Raw genomic sequence first — 12214 nt, 5'->3', positions numbered from 1 at the left:
AAGATGCGTGGCAACAAGATCGTGCGCAACAGTCGAGCAAATCCGCACAAACGCCTAAACTGCAGCACACATCTTTGCAGTGGAGCTTCCATGTCCCAGATCATCCATACCGACCAGGCACCCGCCGCCATCGGCCCGTATTCGCAGGCCGTGCGTGCCGGCAACACGGTGTATTTCTCCGGGCAGATCCCGCTGGATCCGGCCACCGGCGAGATCGTGCCGGGCGATGTCGGCGTGCAGGCACGCCGCGCGTTCGACAACCTCAAGGCGGTGGCCGAAGCCGCCGGTGGCTCGCTCGACAAGATCGTGCGGCTGGGCCTGTACCTCACCGATCTCGGCCAGTTCGCTGCCGTCAACGCAGTGATGCAGGAGTATTTTCAGGCGCCGTTCCCGGCGCGTTCGACCATCGAGGTCTCCGGCCTGCCCAAGGGTGCCGGCTTCGAGGTCGATGCGGTGATGGTGCTCGACTGATCCAGCTCGGCTGACCCGAGCGCCCTGCCGTGCCGCGTGCCGCGACCGTCACCCCGCGCCTGGCCGTCGCAGGCCAGGCCTCGCTTGCCAGCCTGCCCGGCGTCGGCCCCAAGGTGGCCGAGAAATTCGCTGCGCGCGGCATCTTGACGCTGCAGGATCTGTGGCTGCATCTGCCGTTGCGCTACGAAGACCGCACCCGGCTGACCACGATCGCTCAGTTGCAGAGCGGCGTGCCGGCGCAGATCGAAGGGCGTGTGGATGCGGTGGAGCGCGGCTTCCGTTACCGGCCGGTGTTGCGGGTGGCGGTCTCGGACGAGTCGCATGGCAGCGTGGTGCTGCGCTTCTTCCATTTCCGCGCGGCGCAGGTCGCGCAGTTCGCACCGGGCACGCGGCTGCGGGTGTTCGGCACGCCCAAGCCGGGACAGAACGGCTGGGAAATCGTGCACCCCAGTTACCGCGTGCTGGCACCGGGCGAGGATGCCGGGCTGGGCGACAGCCTGGATCCGGTCTATCCGGTGCTGGAAGGCGTGGGCCCGGCCACGTTGCGCAAACTCATCGGCCAGGCGCTGGAGCGCTTGCCGGCCGAGGCCGCGCTGGAACTGCTGCCGCCGCATTGGCTGCAGGACGCACAACTGCCGTCGCTGCGCAGCGCGCTGCTGACCATGCATCGCCCGCCGGTGAACACCGACCCGCAGCAACTGCTCGCAGGCGGGCATCCGGCCCAGCAACGCCTGGCGATCGAAGAACTATTGGCGCATCAGCTCAGCCTGCGTCGCCAGCGCATCGCCTTGCAGCGCTTCCGCGCACCGCTGCTGCCTGGCAACGGCACCCTGGTGCAGCAGCTGCGCGCGGCATTGCCGTTCCAGCTTACCGGTGCGCAGCAGCGCGTGTTCGCCCAGATTGCCCGCGACCTGGCAAAACCGTCGCCGATGCTGCGGTTGGTGCAGGGCGATGTCGGCAGCGGCAAGACCGTGGTCGCCGCATTGGCGGCGATGCTGGCGGTAGAGCAGGGCAAGCAGGTCGCACTGGCTGCGCCGACCGAGCTGCTGGCCGAGCAGCACCTGACCAATCTACGTGGCTGGCTGGAACCGCTGGGCGTGCGCATCGTCTGGCTGGCCGGCAAGGTCACCGGCAAGGCGCGCGCCGCGGCAATGGCCGAGGTGGCCTCCGGCCAGGCGCAGGTGGTGGTCGGCACGCACGCCCTGATGCAGGACGCGGTGGTCTTCCACGATCTGGCGCTGGCCATCATCGACGAGCAGCACCGCTTCGGCGTGCATCAGCGCCTGGCCTTGCGCGACAAGGGTGCGGCCGCCGGCAGCGTGCCGCATCAGTTGGTGATGACCGCCACGCCGATCCCGCGCACCCTGGCGATGTCCACCTATGCGGATCTGGATGTCTCGGCCATCGACGAGCTGCCGCCCGGGCGCACGCCGGTGCAGACCATCGTGCTCAGCGCCGAGCGTCGGCCGGACCTGGTCGAGCGCATCCGCGCCGCCTGCGCCGAAGGGCGCCAGGCGTACTGGGTCTGCACCTTGATCGAAGAAAGCGAGGAGCCCGGCAAGGGCGCGCCCAGTGGCCCGCCGAGGATCGAGGCCCAGGCGGCGGAGGCCACCTTCGAAGCGCTGTCCGCGCAATTGCCCGGCGTGCGCGTGGCGCTGGTGCACGGGCGCATGAAAGCGGCGGAAAAACAGAAGGCCATGCTGGATTTCAAGCAGGGCCAGACCGATCTGCTGGTCGCCACCACGGTGATCGAGGTGGGCGTGGACGTGCCCAACGCCTCGCTGATGATCATCGAGAATGCCGAGCGCCTGGGTCTGGCGCAGTTGCACCAGTTGCGCGGCCGGGTCGGCCGCGGCGCGGCCGCGTCCAGCTGCGTGCTGCTGTATCAGGCCCCGTTGTCGATGATGGCGCGGCAACGCCTGGAAACCATGCGCCAGACCAACGACGGCTTCGTGATCGCAGAAAAGGATCTGGAGCTGCGCGGCCCCGGCGAATTGCTGGGCACGCGGCAGACCGGCCTGGCCAGTTTCCGCATCGCCGATCTCACCCGCGATGCCGGGCTGCTGCCGCGCGTGCAGGTGCTCGCCGAACGGCTGCTGGCCGAAGCGCCGGACATTGCCGACCGCGTGGTCGCGCGCTGGATCGGCAGCGCGGTGCGTTATGCCGCGGCTTGAGCGGCGGTGATTGGGGATTCGGGATTCGGGATTCGGGATTGGTCAGAGCTGGCTGCTGCGGCCTGTAGGTTCGCGTGACCGGCCGATCCTTGCGAAGATGCGGCAACGAATCCCGAATGACCAATCCCCAATCCCATGACCAAAAAGATACCGCTGCTGATCGACACCGACCCGGGCGTGGACGACGCGCTGGCCTTGCTGATGGCCTTCAACGACACCCGGCATGACGTCGTTGGCCTGACCATCGCCGCCGGCAACGTGGGCCTGGAGCACACCGTGCGCAACGCCTTGAAGGTTTGCGAGATTGCCGGGCGCGACGATGTGCCGGTCTATGCGGGCTGCCCGCAGCCGCTGCTGCATCCCTCGGTGGACGCGGCGCATGTGCATGGCATCGACGGCTTTGGCGATGTCGGCCTGGCGCCGGCCAAGCGCGCTGCCGAGACCGAGCACGCCGCGCTGGCCATCCTGCGCCTGTCGCACGAATACGCCGGCGAGCTGCTGCTGGTCGCGCTCGGCCCGTTGACCAATCTGGCCCTGGCCCTGACGCTGGATCCGACCCTGCCGCAGCGCGTGGCGCGGCTGGTGGTGATGGGCGGGGCGTTGACCGGGCACGGCAACATCACCGCCGCGGCCGAATTCAATATCGGCTTCGACCCGGAAGCGGCACATATCGTGTTCCGCGGTTTTCCGCAGTTCGACGTGGCCGACTGGGAAGCCACCATCGCGCACGGGCTGCTGCATCGCGATGTCGAGCAATGGCTGGCGGCCGACTCCGCGCAGGCGCGGTTCTACGAGGAAATTTCGCGCAAGACCCGGCTGTGGTCCGAAGACAGCCGTGGCGAGCACTGGTACGCCGCCGACGCGCTGGCGATGGCGTTCGCGCTGCATCCGGAGGGCGCGCAGCGGCTGGAGCAGCGGCCGGTGCATATCGAGCTGACCGGCACCCACACCCGCGGCATGACCCTGGTGGACTGGGAGCGCCGGGATGGCAACCCCGATAACGCCAACCTGCTGCTGGACTACGATCGCCAGCAATTCTTCGGCCTGGTCGCGGCGGCGCTGGCGGCGGGCTAGGGCGATCTTGCGCCGGGCGTCTGGAGGCCGCTATAATGCCCGGCTTATCCAGGCAGCCCGGCGCCAAGTCCATGAAAGATAACGTTCATCCCAGCTACAACGACGTCGTCTTCCACGACGTGACGTCCGATTTCAAGATTCTGACCCGTTCCACCATGAGCTCGAAAGAGACCGTGAAGTGGGAAGACGGCCAGGAATACCCGCTGATCAAGGTGGATATCTCCTCGGCCTCGCACCCGTTCTATACCGGCAAGCACAAGGTGATCGACACCGGCGGCCGGATCGACAAGTTTCAGAAGCGCTACGCGCGCTGAGCTTGCAGGACGGGCTGTACCGGCAGCGGCCGCGCATTGCGCGGCCGTTGTTTTTTGGGGCGGCGGCAACTTCGTTTTCACGCCTTCGACGGGGCGTCTACGACTTCTGTCCAAGCGACGGCCAAAATGTTGCTGTGCGATAATGGCGTGATCCGGGGCGATGCCCTGGACTTCCATCACGTGCCTGCCCATTTGGTGACAGGCGCCTTCCACTGAAGGAGCGTACACAGTGTCCGATCTTGATCAGGTCACGCTCAACGCCGGCGACAAGTCGGTCGTTCTGCCGGTTCTCAAGCCCACGCTTGGCAATGATTGCGTCGATATTTCAAAGCTGACCAAAGAAACCGGTCTGTTCACCTACGACTCGGGCTTTACCGCCACCGCCAGCTGCAAGTCGGCCATCACCTACATCGATGGCGACAACGGCGTGCTGCTGTATCGCGGCTACCCGATCGAACAGTTGGCCGAGAAGTCCAGCTTCCTCGAAGTCTCGTACCTGCTGATGAACGGCGAGCTGCCGACCGCGGACGAATTCAAGAAGTTCGACCACGAAGTCACGCATCACACGATGATGCACGAGTCGCTGAAGAACTTCCTCGGTGGCTTCCGCCATGACGCCCACCCGATGGCCATGCTGGCCGGTTCGGTCGCCTCGCTGTCGGCGTTCTACCACGACACCCTAGACCTCAACGATCCGGAGCAGCGCCGCCAGGCCGCCATCCGTCTGATCGCCAAGGTGCCGACCCTGGCTGCTGCCGCGTACCGCTATTCGATCGGCTGGCCGATCCGCTACCCGCGCAACAACCTCAACTACGTCGACCGCTTCCTGCACATGATGTTCGAAGTGCCGAGCGAGCCGCTGGAGATCAATCCGGTGGTGGCCAAGGCGCTGGATCTGCTGTTCATCCTGCATGCCGATCACGAGCAGAACGCCTCGACCTCGACCGTGCGTCTGGTCGGTTCGACCGGTGCCAACCCGTACGCCTCGGTCGCAGCGGGCATCACCGCGCTGTGGGGCCCGGCACACGGTGGCGCCAACGAAGCCGTGCTGAAGATGCTGGAAGAGATCGGCACCGCCGACAACGTCGAGTCGGCCGTGGCCAAGGCCAAGGACAAGAACTCCTCGTTCCGCCTGATGGGCTTCGGTCACCGCGTCTACAAGAACTTCGACCCGCGCGCCAAGATCATCCGTGAGATGACCCATAAGGTGCTGGGCGAACTGGGCGTCAACGATCCGCTGCTGGAAGTGGCGCTGAAGCTGGAAGAAGCTGCGCTGAAGGACGACTACTTCGTGCAGCGCAAGCTGTACCCGAACGTCGACTTCTACTCGGGCCTGATCTACAAGGCGCTGAACATCCCGGTGGAAATGTTCACCGTGATGTTTGCCATCGCACGCACCGCCGGCTGGGTGTCGCATTGGCTGGAGCAGCAGGTCGACCCGGAAATGAAGATCGGCCGTCCGCGCCAGATCTACACCGGCTACGACAAGCGCGACTACACCGACGCCGGCCAGCGCTAAGCGCCTGCGGTTGTCTGCTTGAACGAACGCCCCGCATTGCGGGGCGTTTGCTTTTGCGGGTTGGCGTTGTGGTCAGTGGTCAGTGGTCACGCGGCATGGCGCGCTGCGCTCAGCGCGTGCGCGGCAGGGCGTGGCCACCATCCTCTTCTGCCAACAACTGACGCAACTGGGCGGCCGAGGCGCGCTGCATCGGTTTTTCGTCCAGCTGCGACAACGGTGCCTGGCGCAAGGCATCGTACGGCAGCACGGTCAGGTCGAAGGTCAGTTCCTCGGCACTGAACAGCCACACCGGAAACTCGGCTGTGCGCTCGCGGTCCAGGCGCAGCCGGCGCGTACGTGATTCGGCCGGAATGCGGTGTTCTTCCAGGAAGCGCTGCACGGCGTCGGCATCGTCGCTGTGCAACTGCAGCTGCACCGGCGCATTCGCGTCGGCCGTGCCATCGAGCACCGGGCCGGCCAGGCGCGGCCGGAATGGGCTAAGAAACTCCAGCGCGCGCAATGCGGCCTCGCGGCGTTGGCGCAGCCGCAGCCCGTGCGCCGGCCCGGCGAACAGGCGCTGGTGCTCGCGCAATGCATCTTCGATCTCGCGGTTACGCGGCAGCGATGCGTCGTCGTGGATGCCCAGCCGGCTGGCTGCCTTGAGCTTGGCCTGATGAAAATCGCGGATGCCGCCCTCGGCCATCAGCCGGGCCGCTTCGTGCGCCAGGCGATGGCGACGTTCTCGGGTTCGCGTATCGGCGTGTTCGCGCGCGTGATGCATGACCGGGCTCCCCTAATGAACCTGGTTCGACTCTACAACAGCGGCATGAAGAGGTGGCGAATGCCCATGTCTCCCCCAAAAGGGCAATCACGCAACGGTGATTACCCGTTGCCTTCTACTGAACTGGAGACAGTCGATTCCGCGAACCTGATTGGGGAATCGAGCGGAAGAAGCCGTTCCGATTCCCCAATTCCGATTCCCGATTCCCGATTCCCGGCCCTCAAAAGATATCGAACGCCTTCTCGTCCTGCTGTTCCTGCAGGCCGTAGTCGTAGTCCTGCAGGCGATCCAGGTCCTCGTTCTTTACCCACTCAACCGCGCCATTGATGGTGGCCTGGGTCATGCCGTCGGGCGGGTCGTTGGCGGCGATCGGCTTGTCCTTCAGCGCCACGCGCATGTAGTCGATCCAGATCGGCAGTGCCGCCTTGCCGCCGTACTCGCGATAGCCGAGCGAACGGAAGTCGTCGCGACCCACCCACACCGTGGTGGCATAGGGACCGCCGAAACCGGAGAACCAGGCGTCACGGTGATCGTTGGTCGAGCCGGTCTTGCCGCCGACGTCCTCGCGCCCGAGCACCTTGGCCGCGGTGCCGGTGCCGCGCTGGACCACGTCGCGCATCATCGAGACCAACTGGTAGGCGGTACGCTCGTCGATGGCGCGCGGCGCGATCTTGGTTTCAGCAGTGGCTGCCGGGGCGGTCTCCGCCGGCGTGGCCGGCGTCGCCGTGGTCGGTTCGATCGATTGGGGCAGCGCGGGGGCGCCGAAGTTGAAGCCGTCCACCACCTGGCTCACCGGCGCGACATTGCCGCCCTGCAAGGCGCAGGTACGGCAGGCCACCGCCGGCACTTCCTTGAAGACCACATTGCCGTCGCGGTCCTTGACCTCGTCCACGATCCAGGTCTCCACCCGCGAGCCGCCATTGGCGAACACCGCATAGCCACGCGCCACCGACAACGGCGTCAGTGAGGCCGTGCCCAGCGACATCGACAGGTTGGGCGGCAGCTCGGCTTCCTGGAAGCCGAACTGGCTGATGTATTTGCGTGCGAAGTCGACGCTGATCGCATCCAGCAAGCGGACCGAGACCAAATTGCGCGATTGCACCAGTGCCTCGCGCAAGCGCATCGGGCCGCGGAAGCCACCGCCGTCGTTCTGCGGCGACCAGGTCTTGCCGCGGCGGTCGCGGAACACCACCGGCGCATCGAGCACGATCGAGGCCGGGTTGAAGCCTTTCTCGAACGCGGCCGCATACACGAACGGCTTGAAGCTGGAGCCCGGCTGGCGGCGTGCCTGGGTGGCGCGATTGAACTTGTTGCCAGCGAAGCTGAAACCGCCGACCAGGGCGCGCAGTGCACCGCTATTGGCATCCAGCGACACCAGCGCGGCCTGGCCGCGCGGCAACTGGTCGATGATCCACTCGCCCTCCTTCTCGCCGACGCGGATGCGGGTCAGGTCGCCGCGCGTCAGCAGCTTGGCCGGCGTCTTGTTGGTCCAGCGACTGGCGCTGGCCGGCAAGGTCAGCTCGGTCTTGTCGCTCTGCACGACGGTCACGCCGCCGTCGGCATTGGTGCGTGCCACGATCACCGCGCGCAGGCCGCCCTGGGTGAACACGCCCGACAGATGCTTGGCCAGTGCCGTGGCATCCGCATCGGCGGCGACATCGAAATGCTGCTCGACGCCATGCCAGCCATGCCGGTGGTCGTACAGGCGCAGGCCTTCGGCAACCGCCGCATCGGCGCCGGTCTGCAGCGTGGCATCGATGGTGGTGGTGACGTGGTAACCCTTGTTGAGCACATCGCCGCCGTACTTGGCGATCATTTCCTGGCGAACCAGCTCGGCCACGTACGGAGCGTAGACCTCGACCGGCGGCTCGTGCGGCTTGGCGTGCATCGGCACCGCCTTGGCGGCGTCGGCTTCGGCCTGGCTGACAAAGCCCAGGTCGGCCATGCGTTGCAGCACGTAGTAATCGCGGCGCTCCTGCGCGCGTTCCGGATTGCTGATCGGGTTGCCGCTGGACGGGAACTTGGGGATGCCGGCCAGCGAGGCCATCTCGTCCAGGCTCAACTCGCTCATCTTCTTGCCGTAGTAGTACTCGGCCGCAGCACCCACGCCGTAGGCGCGATTGCCGAAGAAGCTCTTGTTGAGATACAGCTCGAAGATCTCGTCCTTGCTCAGCTCGCTCTCGATCTTGCGCGCCAGCAGGATCTCGGCGAGCTTGCGGGTGTAGCTGTATTCGGAACTGAGGAAGAACTGCCGTGCCACCTGCTGGGTGATGGTTGAACCACCCGGCACGCGCTTGGCATCGGTGCTGGCCAGCAGCCATACCGCGCGGGCGATGCCCTTGTAGTCCACGCCGCCATGTTCGTAGAAGCGCGCATCCTCGGTCGCCAGGAAGGCCTGCTTCAGGCGCAGCGGCACGTCCTTCATCTGGATGGGGTAGCGCCGGGTCTCACCATAGACGGCCATCAGGCGGCCGTCGCTGGAATAGACGTACATCGGCTCCTGCAGCTCGACCTGCTTGAGCGACTGCACGTCCGGCAACTTGGAGGAAATGGCGTAATACAGGCCGCCGGCAGCAATAGCGCCAAGCAGGGCGAGCACCACGAACGCGGCCAGGATCCAGCCCAGCCAACGGCGAATACGGGGCATGTAAGAGAGATTCCGATTGCAGATTTCTTGGTCACAGAGTATAGATGACGCCGGGTTTGGCTGGGGCCGAACTCTGGGGATCGCAGGAAACAGCACTGGGGTCACGTCGCGGGGCCATTGCCTTGCGCGTGAAGGGCTTGTCACCTGTTAAAATTTAATTATTAATACGAGGGCGCAGACAAGCGTCCAAGTGCCCATCGGCAGGGGAGTTTCCGTGGGGCTTCTACCCAAGAGTCAATCGCCACTGATTGGTGTCGATATCAGTTCCACTGCGGTCAAGCTCTTGCAGCTGTCGCGCAGCGGGAACCGTTTCCGCGTGGAGCATTACGCGGTGGAACCGTTGCCGCCGAATGCGGTCGTGGAAAAGAACATCGTCGAAGTCGAGGCGGTTGGCGAAGCGATTCGTCGCGCCATCAACCGTTCCGGCAGCAAGGCCAAGAACGCCGCGGCCGCGGTGGCCGGGTCGGCGGTGATCACCAAGCTGATTCCGATGCCGGCCGATCTGGACGACAGCGATCTGGAAGCCCAGGTCGAACTGGAAGCCACTAATTACATTCCGTACCCGATCGAGGAAGTCAATCTCGACTTCGAGGTGCTCGGCCCGATGCCCAACAGCCCGGACATGGTCCAGGTGCTGCTGGCGGCCTCGCGCTCGGAGAATGTGGAACTGCGCCAGTCCGCGCTGGAACTCGGTGGCCTGACCGCCAAGGTGATGGACGTGGAGGCCTTCGCGGTCGAGAACGCCTTTGCCCTGGTCGCCAGCGAGTTGCCGGTGGCCGCCGATGCAGTGGTTGCGCTGGTGGACATCGGCGCGACCATGACCACGCTGAGCGTGCTGCGCTCCGGTCGCAGCCTGTATAGCCGCGAGCAGGTCTTCGGCGGCAAGCAGCTCACCGACGAGGTGATGCGCCGTTACGGGTTGACCTACGAGGAGGCTGGCCTGGCCAAGCGTCAGGGCGGCTTGCCGGAGAGCTACGAGGTCGAAGTGCTGGAGCCGTTCAAGGAGGCGACGGTGCAGCAGATCAGCCGCTTGCTGCAGTTTTTCTACGCGGGCAGCGAATTCAATCGCGTCGACTGCATCGTGCTGGCCGGTGGCTGCGCTGCGCTGTCGCGCCTGCCGGAGATGGTGGAAGAGCAGCTCGGCGTGACCACCGTGGTCGCCAACCCGCTAGCGCAGATGACGTTGGGCCCGAAGGTCCAGGCGCATGCGCTGGCGCTGGATGCACCTGCATTGATGATCGCCACCGGCCTGGCCCTGAGGAGCTTTGACTGATGGCAAGAATCAATCTTTTGCCCTGGCGCGCCGAGCGCCGGAAGGCGCGCGAGCGTGAGTTCTATTCGATGCTGGGCTTCGCCGCGTTGGGCGGCGTGCTGCTGTCGGTCCTGATCTGGTTCTACTACGACGCGCAGATCAGCGGCCAGACCGAGCGCAATGCCTTCCTGACCGCCGAGATCGACAAGGTCAAGGCGCAGAACGAAGAGATCAAGGAGCTCGACAAGAAGAAGGACCGCTTGCTCGCCCGCAAGAAGGTGATCGAGGAACTGCAGGCCAATCGCTCGCAGATGGTGCATCTGTTCGATTCGCTGGTGCGCACCATCCCCGATGGCGTGGCCTTGACCAACATCAAGCAGGACGGCGACATCCTGACCCTGGAAGGACGTTCGCAGTCCAACGCGCGCGTCAGTACCTATATGCGCAACCTGGAAGGCTCGGGCTGGATGACCAATCCGGACCTGTCGATCATCGAGGCCAAGAGCCAGGACAAGGCCGGGCAGCCCGCGGGACCGTCGATGGACACCAAGACGCTGCCGTACGTGTTCACGCTCAAGGTCAAGCTGGCCAATCCGAACGAGGCCGACAAGAACGGCACCGCACCGGTCGATGCGCAAGCGCCGGGTGCAACGCCAGCCGGTACGGCCCCTGCGGGCGCGCCAGCGGCGGCACCTGCAGCACCTGCGCCTGCCACGTCGCCGGCCGCTGCTCCTGCACCCGTGCAGCCAGCGCCGGCGTCCGCCAATCGGCCGCAGGAGGGGGCGGCGTCATGAGTAAGAAAGCATTCAAGCTCAGCGATCTGGATTTCAACAACATCGGCGGCTGGCCGCAGCAGGCACGCATCGTGTTCTGCGTGGTGGTCGGCCTGTTCATCATGGTGCTGGCCTGGTTCCTGTTGATCAGCGGCAAGCGCGATGAACTCGAAGGCCTGGAAGGCACAGAAACGCAGCTGCGCACCGAGTTCGAGACCCAGCAGGGCCGCGCGGTGAATCTGGAGCCGCTCAAGCAGCAGCTCGCGCAGATGGAACAGGTGCTGCAGCAGATGCTGCGGCAGCTGCCCAGCAAGACCGAAATGCCGGATCTGATCATCGACATCTCGCAGACCGCGCTGTCCAGCGGCCTGTCCAACGAGTTGTTCCAGCCGGGCCCGGAATCGCCGAAGGAGTTCTACGCCGAAAAGCCGATCGCCTTGCGCATGGTGGGCAGTTATCACCAGTTCGGTGCCTTCGTCAGCGGCGTGGCGTCGTTGCCGCGCGTGGTGATCCTGACCATGCACGACATCAACCTCAAGCCGAAGGATCCCAAGGCCGGCATCACCCCGCGCGGGGCGCTGGAACTGTCCGGCACGGTCAAGACCTATCGTTATCTGGACGATGAGGAAATGGCCGAGCAGGAGAAGGCTGCGGCCGACGCTGCGAAGAAGGGCGGCCAATGACCACGAAACTGCTCAAGATCCTGTCCTGCGTGGCGCTAATTGCTGTATTGCCGGCGTGTACGCGTGGTGTGACCAGCACACCGGGCGATGCGCCGAACCTGGAAGCCTGGGTCGCCGAAGTGCGCGCACGGCCGGCACCGCCGTTGGAGCCGTTGCCGGTGATGCAGCAGTTCGAGACGTTCGAATATGCCGCGCAATCGATGCGCGACCCGTTCAGCGATGCCTGGGTCAGTGCCGAAGGCGGCAACGGCACGCGGCCGGATCCGAACCGGCGCAAGGAGCCGCTGGAAGCCTATCCGCTCGACGCCCTCGACATGGTGGGGACCATTGGCGGCGGCTCGGGCCTGGTCGCGCTGGTCATGGCGCCCGACAAGGTGACCTACCGGGTGCGGCCGGGCGTGTATCTGGGACAGAGCGATGGCCGGGTCACCGGGGTCTACGAAGACCGCATCGAGCTGATTGAACTTGTGCCGGACGGTGCGGGTGGATGGCTTGAACGGCCGGCCGCGCTCGCATTGGATGATCAATAAAGTGATAGGGGATAGCA

The 12214-nt window shown here is 65.4% G+C and carries 11 protein-coding genes; 9 read left to right on the top strand and 2 right to left on the bottom strand.

Annotated features, from left to right (window positions below):
* The first annotated feature begins 90 nt into the window (after positions 1 to 90).
* The 5 genes from AC1PLA_RS16535 to AC1PLA_RS16515 all read left to right on the top strand — a co-directional run bounded on the left by AC1PLA_RS16535 (position 91) and on the right by AC1PLA_RS16515 (position 5552).
* Positions 91 to 471: a RidA family protein gene (locus AC1PLA_RS16535; RefSeq protein ID WP_024938123.1), complete on the top strand. Its 381-nt coding sequence runs from the start codon at positions 91 to 93 to the stop codon at positions 469 to 471.
* A 29-nt stretch (positions 472 to 500) separates the two neighbouring features.
* Positions 501 to 2645: an ATP-dependent DNA helicase RecG gene (recG, locus tag AC1PLA_RS16530; protein WP_102585201.1), complete on the top strand. Its 2145-nt coding sequence runs from the start codon at positions 501 to 503 to the stop codon at positions 2643 to 2645.
* A gap of 135 nt (positions 2646 to 2780) precedes the next feature.
* Complete coding sequence (locus AC1PLA_RS16525; RefSeq protein ID WP_166765091.1) at positions 2781 to 3719, top strand: nucleoside hydrolase; 939 nt, start codon at positions 2781 to 2783, stop codon at positions 3717 to 3719.
* Positions 3720 to 3790: 71 nt separating this feature from the next.
* Positions 3791 to 4033 carry a type B 50S ribosomal protein L31 gene (locus tag AC1PLA_RS16520; protein WP_024938126.1) on the top strand — a complete coding sequence of 81 codons (243 nt, stop codon included), beginning with the start codon at positions 3791 to 3793 and terminating at the stop codon, positions 4031 to 4033.
* Positions 4034 to 4262: 229 nt separating this feature from the next.
* A complete protein-coding gene (locus AC1PLA_RS16515) occupies positions 4263 to 5552 on the top strand; it encodes a citrate synthase (RefSeq protein WP_024938127.1) in 1290 nt (429 codons plus the stop codon).
* 109 nt (positions 5553 to 5661) lie between these two features.
* Here the strand turns inward: AC1PLA_RS16515 and AC1PLA_RS16510 are convergent, their stop codons facing one another.
* Positions 5662 to 6312, bottom strand: a complete 651-nt coding sequence (locus tag AC1PLA_RS16510; RefSeq protein WP_481104961.1) for a hypothetical protein — start codon at positions 6310 to 6312, stop codon at positions 5662 to 5664.
* Positions 6313 to 6532: 220 nt separating this feature from the next.
* Entirely contained in the window at positions 6533 to 8959 is a 2427-nt protein-coding gene (locus AC1PLA_RS16505; RefSeq protein WP_481104960.1) for a penicillin-binding protein 1A, read from the bottom strand.
* A 214-nt stretch (positions 8960 to 9173) separates the two neighbouring features.
* Here AC1PLA_RS16505 and AC1PLA_RS16500 point away from each other — a divergent pair, with 214 nt between their 5' ends.
* Genes AC1PLA_RS16500 through AC1PLA_RS16485 form a run of 4 tightly spaced genes read left to right on the top strand, consistent with a single transcriptional unit; the run spans position 9174 to position 12197 of the window.
* Positions 9174 to 10232 (top strand): pilus assembly protein PilM, encoded by a 1059-nt coding sequence (locus AC1PLA_RS16500; protein WP_039423791.1) that lies wholly within the window; start codon positions 9174 to 9176, stop codon positions 10230 to 10232.
* Complete coding sequence (locus AC1PLA_RS16495) at positions 10232 to 11005, top strand: PilN domain-containing protein (RefSeq protein WP_024938131.1); 774 nt, start codon at positions 10232 to 10234, stop codon at positions 11003 to 11005. Before AC1PLA_RS16500 ends, AC1PLA_RS16495 begins: the two co-directional genes overlap by 1 nt.
* Positions 11002 to 11667 carry a type IV pilus inner membrane component PilO gene (locus AC1PLA_RS16490; protein WP_016903585.1) on the top strand — a complete coding sequence of 222 codons (666 nt, stop codon included), beginning with the start codon at positions 11002 to 11004 and terminating at the stop codon, positions 11665 to 11667. The genes AC1PLA_RS16495 and AC1PLA_RS16490 overlap by 4 nt, the downstream gene beginning before the upstream one ends.
* A complete protein-coding gene (locus AC1PLA_RS16485) occupies positions 11664 to 12197 on the top strand; it encodes a pilus assembly protein PilP (RefSeq protein WP_016903584.1) in 534 nt (177 codons plus the stop codon). Before AC1PLA_RS16490 ends, AC1PLA_RS16485 begins: the two co-directional genes overlap by 4 nt.
* Positions 12198 to 12214: the final 17 nt, after the last annotated feature.

Source organism: Xanthomonas sp. NCPPB 1826, assembly GCF_056725285.1.
The sequence above is the reverse complement of the archived record's forward strand: the minus strand, read 5'-3'. Positions and strand labels throughout refer to the sequence as shown.